General features: G+C 67.7%; 14 protein-coding genes. 8 read left to right on the forward strand and 6 right to left on the reverse strand.

Annotated elements, in window-relative coordinates; all coding sequences use genetic code 11:
* Positions 1-81 precede the first annotated feature (81 nt).
* The 6 genes from ACIQJ5_RS11980 to ACIQJ5_RS12005 are packed head-to-tail and all read right to left on the reverse strand — an operon-like array spanning position 82 to position 5,095.
* A complete protein-coding gene (locus ACIQJ5_RS11980) occupies positions 82-957 on the reverse strand; it encodes a MurR/RpiR family transcriptional regulator (protein ID WP_402844168.1) in 876 nt (291 codons plus the stop codon).
* Positions 941-1,768, reverse strand: a complete 828-nt coding sequence (gene phnE / locus ACIQJ5_RS11985; RefSeq protein WP_402844171.1) for a phosphonate ABC transporter, permease protein PhnE — start codon at positions 1,766-1,768, stop codon at positions 941-943. Before phnE (ACIQJ5_RS11985) ends, ACIQJ5_RS11980 begins: the two co-directional genes overlap by 17 nt.
* Complete coding sequence (phnE, locus tag ACIQJ5_RS11990; protein WP_402844174.1) at positions 1,765-2,583, reverse strand: phosphonate ABC transporter, permease protein PhnE; 819 nt, start codon at positions 2,581-2,583, stop codon at positions 1,765-1,767. Before phnE (ACIQJ5_RS11990) ends, phnE (ACIQJ5_RS11985) begins: the two co-directional genes overlap by 4 nt.
* Positions 2,580-3,404 carry a phosphonate ABC transporter ATP-binding protein gene (gene phnC / locus ACIQJ5_RS11995; protein WP_231091738.1) on the reverse strand — a complete coding sequence of 275 codons (825 nt, stop codon included), beginning with the start codon at positions 3,402-3,404 and terminating at the stop codon, positions 2,580-2,582. Before phnC ends, phnE (ACIQJ5_RS11990) begins: the two co-directional genes overlap by 4 nt.
* Positions 3,405-4,394 (reverse strand): phosphate/phosphite/phosphonate ABC transporter substrate-binding protein, encoded by a 990-nt coding sequence (locus ACIQJ5_RS12000; protein ID WP_402844177.1) that lies wholly within the window; start codon positions 4,392-4,394, stop codon positions 3,405-3,407.
* Between the two features lie 23 nt (positions 4,395-4,417).
* Entirely contained in the window at positions 4,418-5,095 is a 678-nt protein-coding gene (locus ACIQJ5_RS12005; protein WP_402844180.1) for an HAD family hydrolase, read from the reverse strand.
* Positions 5,096-5,217: 122 nt separating this feature from the next.
* Here ACIQJ5_RS12005 and ACIQJ5_RS12010 point away from each other — a divergent pair, with 122 nt between their 5' ends.
* From ACIQJ5_RS12010 to ACIQJ5_RS12045, 8 genes are all read left to right on the forward strand, one after another.
* Positions 5,218-5,928 carry an amino acid deaminase gene (locus ACIQJ5_RS12010; protein WP_402844183.1) on the forward strand — a complete coding sequence of 237 codons (711 nt, stop codon included), beginning with the start codon at positions 5,218-5,220 and terminating at the stop codon, positions 5,926-5,928.
* 35 nt (positions 5,929-5,963) lie between these two features.
* Positions 5,964-6,725, forward strand: coding sequence for a TIGR00645 family protein (locus ACIQJ5_RS12015; RefSeq protein ID WP_231091734.1), 762 nt, complete (start codon positions 5,964-5,966; stop codon positions 6,723-6,725).
* A gap of 138 nt (positions 6,726-6,863) precedes the next feature.
* Positions 6,864-8,066 carry a pyridoxal phosphate-dependent aminotransferase gene (locus tag ACIQJ5_RS12020; RefSeq protein WP_402844185.1) on the forward strand — a complete coding sequence of 401 codons (1,203 nt, stop codon included), beginning with the start codon at positions 6,864-6,866 and terminating at the stop codon, positions 8,064-8,066.
* A gap of 216 nt (positions 8,067-8,282) precedes the next feature.
* Complete coding sequence (chvE, locus tag ACIQJ5_RS12025) at positions 8,283-9,461, forward strand: multiple monosaccharide ABC transporter substrate-binding protein (RefSeq protein ID WP_231091732.1); 1,179 nt, start codon at positions 8,283-8,285, stop codon at positions 9,459-9,461.
* Between the two features lie 85 nt (positions 9,462-9,546).
* Entirely contained in the window at positions 9,547-11,088 is a 1,542-nt protein-coding gene (gene mmsA / locus ACIQJ5_RS12030; protein ID WP_231091731.1) for a multiple monosaccharide ABC transporter ATP-binding protein, read from the forward strand.
* The gene (mmsB, locus tag ACIQJ5_RS12035; protein WP_402844190.1) at positions 11,085-12,263 is read left to right on the forward strand and encodes a multiple monosaccharide ABC transporter permease; all 1,179 of its coding nucleotides are present in this window, start codon (positions 11,085-11,087) and stop codon (positions 12,261-12,263) included. Before mmsA ends, mmsB begins: the two co-directional genes overlap by 4 nt.
* Before the next feature lie 37 nt (positions 12,264-12,300).
* Positions 12,301-13,479, forward strand: coding sequence for an ROK family transcriptional regulator (locus ACIQJ5_RS12040; protein ID WP_231091729.1), 1,179 nt, complete (start codon positions 12,301-12,303; stop codon positions 13,477-13,479).
* Positions 13,476-14,246, forward strand: a complete 771-nt coding sequence (locus ACIQJ5_RS12045; RefSeq protein WP_402844193.1) for an ATP-binding cassette domain-containing protein — start codon at positions 13,476-13,478, stop codon at positions 14,244-14,246. Before ACIQJ5_RS12040 ends, ACIQJ5_RS12045 begins: the two co-directional genes overlap by 4 nt.
* Positions 14,247-14,264 lie beyond the last annotated feature (18 nt).

Raw genomic sequence — 14,264 nt, forward strand, 5'->3', positions numbered from 1 at the left:
ATCCGGAGCAGTCCCCCCCTCGGGGACGACGAAAAACGCAGCCCGGACCGCGTCCGGGCTGCGTTCTCGAGGTTCGGGTGGCTACTCGCCGGCGTCGGTGAGGTTCTCCGAGAGGATCTCGAGCACACGACCGCGCGCATCCGCGGCCCGCGAGCCGAGCTCGCGGGCGACGGCATCGACGAAGACCTCCACGAAGACCGCGTGAGCCACGCGGGAGGTGTGCTCCAGCTCGTCGCGGAAGGAGACGCCCGAGGGCGCGATCACCAGTGACCGATCCGCTAGCTCGGTCAGCGCAGACGACGCGAACGAGGTCAGCGCGACGATGCTCGCCGCATTCCGGGCGGCCGCAGCGGCACGCAGCGACGACTCGTTGGCGCCTGACCCGGAGATCACGAGACACACGTCCTGCCAGCCGAGACCGCTCGCGGCGATCTGCTGGGCGATCGCGTCCGGAACGAACTCCGCGGGCCGGCCCACCGCGGTGAGCCGCATCGACAGGTCACTCGCGATCGGCGCCGACAGTCCGTTGGCGACGACCAGCAGGCGCCGCGCCTCGGCCACCGAACGCACCGCCGCCGACACGACCTCGTCATCCAGCATGCTGATCGCCTGCGGGAGCGACTGCGCCACACGATCGATGGCCGCGCGCATACGTCCCACGACGCTCTCGTCGTAGTCCGTGCCGCTGTCGCCGTGCGAGGCGAGCTCGGCCGCCAGCGCCACCCGCAGCTGCGGGAAGCCGCGATAGCCGAAGCTCTGACAGGCGCGGATCACGCTGGAGCGCCCGATCCCCACCCGGTCAGCGAGCTCCTGGGCGGTCAGCTCCACGACGGTCTCGGGCGACTGCAGCACCAGATCCGCCACGCGTCGCTCGGTGGGCTGAAGCGAGTTCAGCACCGTGGCGATGCGCACACTGGGCGGGGCACTGCGCGCTCCCGGCTCACTGCTGCTTGACACGTGCACCCTCCATGATCCGCCGGCGCAGCGCCCCGGAGACGGCGTCGATGGCCATCGTGACGACCACCACGACGATCAGCAGCACGCCGACCGTCGACCACTCACGGTACTGGGTGTAGGAGGTCAGCATGTCGCCGATGCCGCCGACGCCGATCAGTCCGAGCACCGCGGACGAGCGGACGTTGATCTCGAAGCGGTACAGCCAGAACGACAGGAAGGCCGGCGCGACCTGCGGCCACACGCCCCACCGGATCACCTGCAGGGTCCCGCCTCCTGCGGCGCGCGCCGCCTCGATCGGGCCCGGAGTGACCGCCTCGACCGCCTCGTACCCCCACTTGCCGAGGGTGCCGACACCATTGATCGCGAGGGCCAGGGCTCCCGTCAGCGGAGTGAGGCCGGTGACGGAGAGGATGATGATCGCGAAGATGATCTCCGGTACGGCCCGGATCAGCGAGAAGATCCCGCGCAGCAGCCACCGCAGCCAGGCAGGGCCGAATCCGCGCGCGGCGAAGAAGCTGACCGGCGTGGCCAGGAGGATGCCGAGCACCGTGCCGATCCAGGCCATCTCGATGGATCGCCAGGTCTGCAGCAGGGCGTCGGGCAGCTTCGCCCAGTTGGGCGAGGCGAACATCAGGCCGACGTAGCGGATGATCTCCGCCGGCAGATCGGCGAGGCGCGACCAGGTGATGTCCACCGACCAGAACGCCACCAGCACCACGACGGTGACCGCACCGCCGACGAGAAGCCGCCACGGATGGCGGGGCTGGACGGGCAACGAGGACGCGGGGCGCGCGAGGCCGACGGCGCTCATACGAGCCTCCGTCGGATGGCATCGCTGACCACGTCGATGACGATCACCACGATGAGGATCTCCAGGATGATGAGCGAGAGCTGATCGTAGCGGTAGAACGTACGAACCGAGTCGATCAGCAGCCCCATGCCGCCCGCCCCGACCAGACCCAGGACGGTGGAGGCACGAACGTTCAGCTCGAACACGAACAGCACCTGGCTGGCGAACGCCGGCCAGGTGTCGGGAAGCACCAGGGCGCGGTTGATCTGCGTCTGCGTGCCACCGGCCGCCCGGCCAGCCTCGATCGGCCCGGCGTCGGTGATGTCGATGGCCTCCGAGACCAGCTTGACGATGATGCCGAGATTGAAGATGACCAGCGCGAGGATGCCGGGCAGGGCACCGACGCCCACCATCGCCACGAGCACCGCGGCGTACAGCAGGTCCGGGATGGAGCGGATGACGTTGAGGACCGTCCGCACCACGCCGCGCGACCACGCGTTGGGGTTGCTCGGACGAGCCGCCCAGAAGCTCATCGGCAGCGCGATCACCGAGGCGACCGCGGTGGCGATCACGGCCATCTGCAGCGTCTCCACCCAGGGCGCCACGGTGCGTGGGAAGAACGCCCAGTCCGGCATCAGGAGCTTGACGACCTTGTCGGCGCCGTGCTGCCAATTGCGCACGATCGCCTGCAGATCGAAACCGATGCCGATACCGGGCAGGCACATGATGACGGTGATCGCGATGACCACGGCGGCGATGGCCCACAGCTTCCACCGGCCGCGAGGACGCTCCGGAAGCGTCACGCTGCGGCCATTGGCGAGAGTCACCGAACTCATGCGCCGGACCGGTCCGCGGTGGTGAGGGAGCGACCGTAGATCTCCTCGAAATCGGCATCGGTGGCCGTGGCCGCGGGACCGTCGTAGACGACCGTGCCGCCCCGCATCCCGATCATCCGGGTGCCGAACTCGCGCGCGAGATCCAGCAGGTGCAGGTTCACCAGCACCGTGATCCCGAGGTCGCGGTTGATGTCCTGCAGGTCCGTCATCACGCCGTGGGCGGTGGGCGGGTCCAGGCTCGCGACGGGTTCGTCGGCGAGCACGATGCGCGGCTGCTGCGCCAGAGCGCGCGCGATCGCGACGCGCTGCTGCTGTCCGCCCGACAGGGCCGAGGCACGATCGTAGAGCTTGGGGAGGATCCCCACCCGATCCAGGGCGTCGTACGCGAGCTCCTTGTCCGTCTCGCGATAGGCGCCGATCATGGTGCGCCAGAGCGGCGTGTGGGCGAGCCGGCCCACGAGCACGTTCTGCAGCACGCTGGCGCGACCGGCCAGGTTGAACCCCTGGAAGACCATGCCGATGTCGCCGCGCAGGCGCCGAAGCTCACGACCGGAGGCACCATCGACGTGGTGACCGCCCACGGTGAGAGACCCGGAGCTGACCGGAACCAGCCCGTTGATCGTTCGGATCAGCGTGGACTTCCCCGAGCCGGACAGGCCGACGACGGCCACCATGTCGCCCGCGGCGATGTCCAGGCTCACATCGTCGAGGCCGACGACGCCGTTGGGATAGCGGACCGTGACGTGGTCGAGCGAGATCGACCACGGCGCGGACGCCACGGCCGAAGCCGCGACGTCCGCGCTGTTGTGCGTGGCGGTCACTTACTGCAGCCCCAGTTCCTTCGCGGCCTTGGCCACCACGTCCAGGGAGGACGGGTCGGCCGGGGCCAGCTTGGTGATGGAGTAGATGCTCTGCAGCGCCTCGGAGCCGGCCTCGGTGTTGGAGAAGTCCTCGAGGGCCTTGGTGATCTTGTCGCGCAGCTCGGGCGAGAGGTCGTCGGTCAGTGCGACGCCGTCGTTGGGGATCTCCTCGCTGAGCGCGAAGACGACGACCTTCTGACCGACGTCAGGGGTGTCCTTCTTCACGATGTCACGCGCATCCCAGAAGCTGAAGCCGACCTCGGCGTCGCCGTTGTAGACGGCCAGCACGCTGGCGTCGTTAGCGGTGACCGGCAGCTTCTCGAAGTCCTTGTCGATGTCCAGCCCGGCCTCCTTCAGCGCGAGCATCGGGTAAATGTAGCCGGCGGGCGAGCCCGGACCGAGCAGGGCCACCTTGGAGCCGGCGATCTTCGCGATGGCGTCGAGTCCCGCCGGACCCTGCAGCGCGTCGGCGCCGTTGCAGAACAACTTGCCGTCACGCTCGACCGGCTTGTCCGCACAGTACTTGTCGGGGTTGTTCGTCATGAACTGCGCCGGGTAGGTGATGTTGCCGTTGCGCTCGGTCTGCAGCACGGTGTGAGCGCCGTACATGTCCGAGGCCTGCCACAACTGCAGCGACGGCAGGAACCCGATCTGAGCCTGGCCTGCGCCCATCGCCTCGACGGCTGCCTGGTAGTCCTTGGAGACCACGCCGGTCACCGGGATCCCCAGCGCCTCGGTCAGCGCGTCGGTGAGCGGAGCTGCCGTCTCGACAAGACCCGACTGGTCCTGCGAGGGCACCAGCGCAAGGGTGAGCGAGGTGGGGTCGGAGGCGGCGGCGCCGGTCGCGTCGCCGCCGGCGGATCCGGAGTCACCGGAGGCGCAGCCGGCCAGGCCGAGGGCGATGAAGGCTGCGGCGCCGAGGCCGGCAGCGCGGATGAGGGAGGTGCGCATGTGCATTCGCTTTCGTGTGGGGCTCAGAGTGCAGAGGTGGCTGAAGAGTGGGAAGTGGAGGTGGAAAGCCACGAGTGCAGGTCTTCCCACAGCTCGGGCAGAGTCGGTGCACGGTGATCGGGAGTGGCGGACTCGTCCGCGAACTCGCCGACCAGTGCGGTGCGGCCACCCCGGCGGTGCACCGGGGCGAGGTCGTTGCGCCAGATGTCTCCGATGCTCAGCACATCGGTGACGCCTTCCGTAGCGAGGTCATCGAGCAGGGCCTCCAGCCCTGCGGGCTTGCCGACGCTGGTGACGACGCGATCGAAACCGCCCGCGATACCCAGTGCGTCCAACGCTTCGGCGATGCGCACGTCCGGCGCATTGGTGGCGAGGATGCGCAACGCGCCTGCCTCCCCTGCCGCCCGGAGGAACTCGGCAAGACCCGCGGGAGCGGTGATCGTGGCCTCCGGCGTGCCGAGCACGGCGCGGCTGGCGAGATAGGCGGCGGTCAGCACGTCGGCGGTGACGCCGCGGTCCTCTGCCGCCGCGCGGATCACGTCGTATCCGTCCAGCAGATCGGGCGAGGGCACCGCGAGCGCCTGTTCGATCCCGGTCACGCCGCCGAGTTCCTCGACCGCACGGGCATAGGCCCGCAGCGGCCCGTCGCCGAGTGCGACGGTACCGTCGAAGTCGAAGATCACTGCTGGTCGGTTGGTCACGAATCCTCCTGGTGGACGTTGCGTCCATGATGCACGCAAATGGTGGACATTTCGACCATTCTTCATGAACGACGCGTGAACACCCGACCGGGCGCCGGAAACAGGCGTCCTAGAGTGGGCTCATGCGCTCCGATCTCCCGACCGACAGCGACCCTCACGACACTCACGTCCATCGCCTGGACGAGGCGGCGGTCATCGCGTCCACCGATCCCGACCGTGCCATCACGTCCCTCCGCTGGCTCGATGCATCGATCACTTCAGACCGGGACGCGCGCGCGTTTGCGGCCTGGGGATGGTCAACGGTCATCGATGAGAACACCGCAGAGCCGGTGATCGGCACTGAGCTGTTCGCCGCGCTGCATCGCCGCGCGGGGATCAGCGCCACCTGGCCGATGGGCAACGCCGGACTCCTGCACTGCTACGGATATCTGCTCTCGCGCGCCCGGACCCCGTACGGACTCAAGCGCGAGAGGTGGCTGTCCTCCGAACTCGCACGCGCCGCCGGGCTCCCCGGCGACGCCCTCACCCCGTGGCGGCCCGGGTCGACGCTGCTGGCACGAGCCGCACGGCTGATGGCCAGCGCCCTGAGCGATGACGCACCACACCTGGACATCGACGTTCCCGCATCGGAAAGCACCGTGGCATCGCGAATCGGCATCCTGCACAACGCCGGGATCTCCGCGGTGGCATACAGCGTGGCGGGGCGGCTCATCACGACCTTCCCGATGAGTACTCCCCCGGAACGGATCCGCAGCGACCTGTCGGCAGAATCACCCCGGCTGCGCTGGAATGCGGTCCTTCCGGCCGCCGGTCATCCGCACCCCGTATCCTGAATCGTCCCGAAACGAACGAGATCCAGGGGGAACCTGTGGCCGCCCAGAAGTCCGCGAACTCCGCTCACGGCACGACGACCTACAACGATCGGCCCAGCGCACGAGCGCTCGGCGCCTTCATTTTCGCCAGCCGGTGGCTGCAAGCCCCGATCTACGTGGGGCTCATCGTCGCGCAGCTGGTGTATGTGGTCGTCTTCATCTACGACCTCATCGGCCTGATCGGTGACGACGTCATCACGCCGATGGTCAGCGGCCATCACCCCAACGAGTCCACCATCATGCTCGCGGTGCTGGGACTGATCGACGTGGCCATGATCGCCAACCTCCTGATCATGGTGATCGTCGGAGGCTACGAGACCTTCGTCTCCAAGATCAACCTGGAACAGCACCCCGACCAGCCGGAGTGGCTCAGCCACGTCAACGCGAACGTGCTGAAGGTCAAGCTGGCGATGGCGATCATCGGGATCTCCTCGATCCACCTGCTGAAGACCTTCATCGAGGTCTCGAACATGAAGGACGGCGTCGCACCCGGCCTCGCCGACGGCGGTCACGGCAACGAGATCACCTGGGAGGGCGCGATGTGGCAGGTCATCATCCACATCGCCTTCATCTTCTCGGCCCTCGCGCTGGCGTGGATCGACCGGATGCAGATCACGGCGGATGCCCGCATGCGCGTGGCGGAGGCCGAGGCCACCAAGACGCAGCTGGAAGCCGACGTCCTGGAGAACTCGCTACCCGAGGTGCACCGGGACGCCCGGCCTGCGGCGCCCGTGGTGTCGCCGGATCTGCACGCCTGATCCGGATCAGTTCCGCGAGACCTTCCCCTGCGGGCGAGAGCCGGCGCAATGCGTCGATCCTCGCCCGCAGCCGGCATTCTCGCCGTGGTCTGTGACGAACAACACGACGGAAATCGCGCTGCGCGGTACGCTCGGGGTGTGACTGAGCGCGCTCCCCTCTCCCGCAAACTTTCCGCCATCGCCGAGTCTGCGACCCTCAAGGTCGATGCCAAGGCCAAGTCGCTGCAGGCGGCGGGCCGTCCGGTGATCTCCTACGCCGCGGGCGAGCCCGATTTCGCCACCCCGCAGTTCGTCGTGGACGCCGCCACGGAGGCGCTGAAGGACCCCAAGAACTTCCGCTACACCCCTGCCGCGGGTCTGCCGGTGCTGCGCGAGGCGATCGCCGCGAAGACACTGCGCGACTCCGGCCTGGAGGTGGCACCGAGCCAGGTGATCGTCACCAACGGCGGCAAGCAGTCGGTGTACCAGGCGTTCCAGGCCGTGGTGAACCCCGGCGATGAGGTGCTGCTTCCCGCCCCGTACTGGACCACCTACCCCGAGGCCATTCAGCTGGCCGACGGCGTCCCCGTCGAGGTGTTCGCCGGCTCCGACCAGGAGTACAAGGTCACGGTGGAGCAGCTGGAGGCCGCTCGCACCGACAAGACCACCGTGCTGGTGTTCGTCTCCCCCTCCAACCCCACCGGTGCCGTCTACACGCCGGAGGAGACCCGCGCCATCGGACAGTGGGCGCTGGAGCACGGGATCTGGGTCATCTCCGACGAGATCTACCAGAACCTCACCTATGACGACGTGAAGGCTCTCTCGATCGTCGAGGCCGTGCCCGAGCTCGCCGGCCAGACCATCCTCGTCAACGGCGTCGCCAAGACCTATGCGATGACCGGTTGGCGCGTGGGCTGGATGGTCGGCCCCGCCGACGCGATCAAGGTGGCGGGCAACCTGCAGTCGCACCTGTCCAGCAACGTCAACAACATCGCCCAGATCGCGGCGGCCACGGCCCTCACCGGCCCGCAGGACGAGGCGGAGCAGTTCCGTCTGGCGTTCGACCGCCGGCGTCAGCTGATCGTGTCGGAGCTGTCGAAGATCGACGGCATGACCGTGCCGACCCCGCAGGGCGCGTTCTACGTGTACCCGGACGTGACGGGCCTGCTCGGCCGCACCTGGCGCGGCAAGACGCCCACCACCAGCCTCGAGCTCGCAGACCTCATCCTCGACGAGGTCGAGGTGGCCGTGGTTCCCGGCGAGGCGTTCGGTCCGTCCGGCTATCTGCGTCTCTCGTACGCCCTGGGCGATGACGCACTTCTCGAGGGCGTTCACCGCCTGCAGGAGCTGTTCCGCTCCTAATCCGTTTCATAGCGCGCAAATGGCTCCAATCCCCCGTGGATTGGAGCCATTTGCGCGCTATGAAAGGGATTTCGTTGAGTTTGAGTCACGAAACGATATCGACGACTTGACTTCGAGTCTCGAACCCAACAGAGTATTCACCGTCGATGAAGACCCTTCGAGTCTTCATCGGAGGACGCCGACCGGCGTGACGTTCACAGCAAAGGAGCTCAGAGAATGAAGAAGAAGTACGCAGTGGCCGCATTCGGCCTCGCGGCGATGCTCACCCTCGCCGGTTGTGGCGGAGGCGGTGCGGGCGGCGGCGCAGGTGCCGGTGCCGGCGGCGACGCGACCTCGGGCGCCACCGGCGGCGCGGCGGACAAGGGCGACGTCCTCGTCGGCGTCTCGATGCCCACGCAGACCTCGGAGCGCTGGATCGCCGACGGCGATGCCGTGAAGAAGGGACTGGAGGACGCCGGCTACCAGGTGGAGCTGCAGTACGCGGGCGATGACATCCCCACGCAGGGTCAGCAGATCGACCAGATGATCACCAAGGGTGCCGACATCCTGATCATCGCCGCCATCGACGGAACCGCGCTGTCCACGCAGCTCGACGCCGCGGCCGCAGCCAACATCCCGGTGGTCTCCTACGACCGCCTCATCCGCGACAACGAGAACGTCGACTTCTACGTCACGTTCGACAACTACAAGGTGGGTGTCCAGCAGGCGACGTCGCTGCTCGTGGGCCTCGGCCTGCTCAAGGAGGACGGCTCCGAGGGCACCGCCACCGGGCCGTTCAACATCGAGCTGTTCGCCGGCTCGCTGGACGACAACAACGCCCACTTCTTCTGGCAGGGCGCCATCGACACCCTGCAGCCGTACATCGACAAGGGCACCATCAAGGTCCCGTCGGGTCAGACCAAGATCGAGCAGGCGGCGACGCTGCGCTGGCAGCAGGAGACGGCGCAGAAGCGCATGGAGGACCTGCTCACCTCCACGTACAGCAACGGCACCAAGCTCGACGGCGTGCTGTCGCCCTACGACGGCATTTCGCGCGGCATCATCACGGCGCTCCAGGGCGTCGGCATGGGCCCGACGGTGGCCGACGGCCTGCCGATCGTCTCCGGTCAGGACGCCGAGATCGCCTCGGTCAGCCTGATCAACAAGGACGTCCAGTTCGCGACGATCTTCAAGGACACCCGCAAGCTCGCGGAGCAGTCCGTGGTGGTCGCCGAGGACATCCTCGCCGGCAAGGACCCCGAAGCCAACGACACCAAGACGTACGACAACGGCGTCAAGGTGGTCCCGAGCTACCTGCTGCAGTCGGACGTGGTCTACAAGGACAACATCCAGAAGCTGCTGGTCGATTCCGGGTACTGGACCCAGGACGAGGTCGACAAGGGCGTCGCGGAGTAAGCACGCCACCGACGGGGGTGCGTCGCACGCGCGGCGCACCCCCGCTCAGGCGATTGCATCCGCACAGGTGAAAGGAGGAACCGGCATGAACGCACCCATCCTGCAGATGCGCGACATCACCAAGACGTTCCCCGGCGTGAAGGCGCTCCAGGGCGTCGATCTCGAAGTCGCGACGGGAGAGATCCACGCGATCTGCGGTGAGAACGGCGCCGGCAAGTCGACCCTCATGAAGGTGCTCTCCGGGGTCTACCCGCACGGCACCTACGAGGGCGAGATCGTCTACGAAGGCGAGGAGGCGCGCTTCTCGTCGATCAACGACTCCGAGCACGTCGGCATCGTCATCATCCACCAGGAGCTCGCCCTGGTGCCCTACCTCAGCGTCGCGGAGAACATCTTCCTCGGCAACGAGCGACGCGGCCGGGGACGGCTCATCGACTGGGATCGCACCAACGCCGAGGCCGCGAAGCTGCTGGCCCAGGTCGGTCTGGACGAGAACCCGACCACCCCGGTGGGCCAGCTCGGTGTGGGCAAGCAGCAGCTCGTGGAGATCGCCAAGGCGCTGTCCAAGAACGTGCGCCTGCTGATCCTCGACGAGCCGACGGCTGCCCTCAACGACACCGACTCCGCTCAGCTGCTCGATCTGCTGCGCCGGCTCCGCGAAGACGGCATGACCTCGATCATCATCTCGCACAAGCTGAACGAGATCGCTGCGATCGCGGACAGCACCACGATCATCCGGGACGGTCGCACGATCGAGACCCTCGACATGCACGACCCCGCCTCCACCCAGGAGCGGATCATCCGCGGCATGGTGGGACGCGATCTCGAGCACCGCTACCCGGAGCGCACCCCCGACATCGGCGACGAGGTGTTCCGCATCGAGGACTGGTCGGTGAACCACCCCACCCAGCCCGGCCGCGTCGTGGTCGAGGGCGCGAACCTCACCGTGCGCGCCGGCGAGGTGGTCGGCATCGCCGGCCTCATGGGCGCGGGGCGCACGGAACTCGCCATGAGCGTGTTCGGCCAGACCTATGGCCGCGGCGCCACCGGCAAGGTGTTCGTGCGAGGGCGCGAGGTGGACACCTCCACTCCGTCGAAGGCGATCGCGGCAGGCATCGCGTACGCCACCGAGGACCGCAAGCACTTCGGCCTGAACCTCATCGACGACATCCGCCACAACATCTCGGCCGCATCCCTCGGGCGTATCTCCCGCGGTGGCTGGATCGAGGGCAACGAGGAGCTGGCCGTCGCGGAGCGCTACCGGGCGGACATGAACATCAAGACGCCCACCGTGCTGGCCACCGTCGGGAACCTCTCCGGCGGCAACCAGCAGAAGGTGGTGCTGAGCAAGTGGATCCAGACGGAGCCCGATGTGCTGATCCTCGACGAACCCACGCGCGGAATCGACGTCGGCGCGAAGTATGAGATCTATACGATCATCAACAGGCTCGTGGCCGCAGGAAAGGGTGTGCTCGTGATCTCCTCGGAGCTTCCCGAGCTGCTCGGCATCTGCGACCGCATCTACACCCTGGCGTTCGGGCGCATCACCGGTGATGTTCCCATCGCGGACGCCGACCAGGAGAACCTCATGACCCTGATGACCCTCGAAAGGACCAACGAGCGATGACCGCCGTCAACAACCTCGCGAGCCTCGTGACGCGGAACCTCCGCCAGAGCGGCATCGTCGTCGCGTTCGTGGCGATCGTGATCTTCTTCGCGATCCTGAACCCGACCTTCCTCTCGCCGGGCAACCTCACCAACATCGTCCTGCAGTACTCCTACATCCTGATCCTCGCCATCGGCATGGTGATCGTCATCATCGCCGGCCACATCGACCTCTCGGTGGGATCGGTGGTGGCGCTCACCGGAGCGGTGGCCGCCGTGATCGTGATCAAGGGTCAGCAGCCGTGGTGGGTCGGCGTGCTCGCCGCCCTGGCCGTCGGCATCGTGGTGGGCGCCTGGCAAGGCTTCTGGGTGGCGTATGTGGGCATTCCCGCCTTCATCGTGACGCTCGCCGGCATGTTGCTGTTCCGCGGCCTCACCTTCCTGGTGCTCAACAACGTGTCGCTGTCGCCCTTCGGCGGCGAGTACTACCAGATCGCCAACGGCTTCTTCAACGGTCTCCTGGGCGGCTACGGGGTCGACACCTTTACGCTGGTGATCTTCGGGATCGGCGTGGTGGGCTACGTGGTCTCGCAGATCCGCGCCCGTCGCGGCAAGATCGCCTACCAGCAGACCGTCGAGGGCCTGCCGTGGTTCATCCTGAAACTCGTCGCGGTGGCCGCCGTGGTGATGTGGTTCGGCTTCCAGCTGGCCAGCAGCCGTGGACTCCCGTTCGTGCTGATCATCCTCGCCGTGCTGATCATCGTGTACTCGATCATCACGCAGAAGACGGTGTTCGGCCGTCATGTCTACGCCATCGGCGGCAACCTCAACGCAGCCCTGCTCAGCGGTGTGAAGGTGAAGAAGGTCAACTTCTGGATCTTCGTCAACATGGGCCTGCTCGCCAGCATCGCCGGCATCGTGTTCTCCGCTCGCACCAACGGCGCTCAGCCCGGCGCGGGGAACATGTTCGAGCTGGACGCCATCGCGGCCTGCTTCATCGGCGGCGCGGCGGTCACCGGCGGTGTCGGCCGCGTGGGCGGCGCGATCATCGGTGGCCTCATCATGGCCGTGATGAGCAACGGCATGCAGCTGATGGGTCTGGACCAGGCGACGCAGCAGGTGGTGAAGGGCCTCGTTCTCCTCATCGCCGTGGCCTTCGACGTCTGGAACAAGCGTCGCGCGGGGGCCGCACGCTGATCCGGGTTCGCACCGGTGGCCGCGATAGGCTCGCGCTGTGAGCAGATGGCCGGCCGGATCCCAGTCAGGACTTCGCGAGGCAAACGCCGCGAAGATCATTGACACGATCAAGCGCTTCGGCGGGCTCACGCAGGTTGAGCTCGCCGAAGCGACCGGTCTTTCCGCGGCGACGGTGTCGGCCATCGTGAAGGACCTCTCCCAGTCGGGGATGGTGGAGACCCATCCCACCTCGCGCAGCGGCCGCCGGGCCCAGCTGGTCACCATCGCCCGCCGCACGGGGGTGGTCGGCGCCGTGCACGTGGGGACCCGGTCGATGCGGGTGCGCCTCAGCGACGTGAACCAGACCTCGCTGGCGGAGCGCTCCATGCCGCTCGCCGCCGATCACGCCGAGGACACGGTGCTCGACCGCATCGCACTGCTGATCGTGGACATGCTCGGCATGATCGCCGCAGAGGCGGACGACCTCATCGGCGTCTGCATCGCTGTCCCGGTTCCCGTTGACCCGGCCACCGGTCATGTCGCGCTGCGCGGCATCATGCGCCGGTGGGAGGGCGAGCCGCTTGCGGAGGTCATGAGCCGGCGCCTGGCCTGCCCGGTGTTCGTCGAGAAGGACGCGAATCTCGCGGCCCTCGCCGAGTCGATTCGCGGTTCGGCACGAGACGCCGCGGAGAGCGTGTTCGTGCGCGCGTCGCACGCCACCAGCGCTGGCATCATGATCAACCGCCGCATCCACCGAGGTCACGACGGTGCAGCGGGCGAAATCGGGCATGTGCAGGTGGACCCTGCCGGAGCCATCTGCCGGTGCGGTCAGCGCGGCTGCCTGGACACCGTCGCCGGCGCCGATGCCATCCTCGAGCCGCTGCGAGCCACTTACGGCCAGCTGAGCTTTCGTGACGTCATCGTCCAGGCGGCGGCTGGGGACCCCGGCTGCGCGCGCGTGATCGCCGATGCCGCCTCCGCGATCGGAACCGTGGTGGCGGGTCTCGGTCGCGCCATCTCCCCCGCGGTCGTCAGCGTCGGCGGGGAGCTCACGGAGGCCGGGCCGATCTTCATGGTCCCCTTCACCAATGCGCTTCGTGCGCACACGCCCGCGGGTCTGCACTCCTTCCAGGACCCGGTTCCCTCCGCGTTCGGCACCGACGCCGAACTGGTCGGCGCCACCATCATGGTGTTGCAGTCCACGGATTCCACGTCCCTTCTCGAGGAGCGAGCATGAGTCTCCCCGTCTCGACGCCGGCAGCGCAGCCGGCACCGCCGCTGCTGAACATGCGCGCCGTCACCAAGCAGTTCGGTGCCGTGGAGGCGTTGAAGGACGTCGATTTCACCGTCCACGCCCGTGAAGTGGTCGGACTCGTCGGCGACAACGCGGCCGGCAAGTCCACCCTGGCGAAGATCATCGCGGGCGCGCTCATCCCCACCGCGGGCGAGATCAGGGTGGACGGAGAGGTACGGGAGATCTCCTCCCCCTCCGACGCGCACGCCCTGGGAATTGCCACCGTGTTCCAGGATCTCGCCGTCTGCGAGAACCTCGATGTCACGGCGAACGTGTTCCTGGGCCGGGAGCTGCGCGGCAGCGGCGGCTGGATGCAACAGGGCGAGATGGAGGTCGCCACGCGCGCCGCGCTCAACGACCTGGCCGCGCACATCCCCTCCATCCGCAGCCCGCTGCGTGACCTCTCCGGCGGACAGCGCCAGGCCGTGGCGATCGCCCGCACGCTCATCGGTCAGCCGCGCCTGGTCATCCTGGACGAGCCGACGGCGTCGCTCAGCGTGGCGCAGACGGCCGAGGTGCTGACCCACATCGAGCGACTGCGCGAACTGGGCCTCGGTGTCGTGTTCATCAGCCACAACCTCGCCGACGTGCAGGCGATCTCCGACCGTGTCGAGGTGCTACGCCACGGTCGCAACAACGGCAGCTTCAGCGCCGATGTGCCGCAGGCCGATCTCATCGCCGCGATCGTCGGGGCCACTCGGCGGGGATAAGCCTTCGTAGTGCGCGAA

Origin of the sequence: Microbacterium sp. GXS0129 (genome assembly GCF_044769785.1) — a bacterium.
Taxonomy (GTDB): Bacteria; Actinomycetota; Actinomycetes; order Actinomycetales; family Microbacteriaceae; genus Microbacterium; species Microbacterium nymphoidis.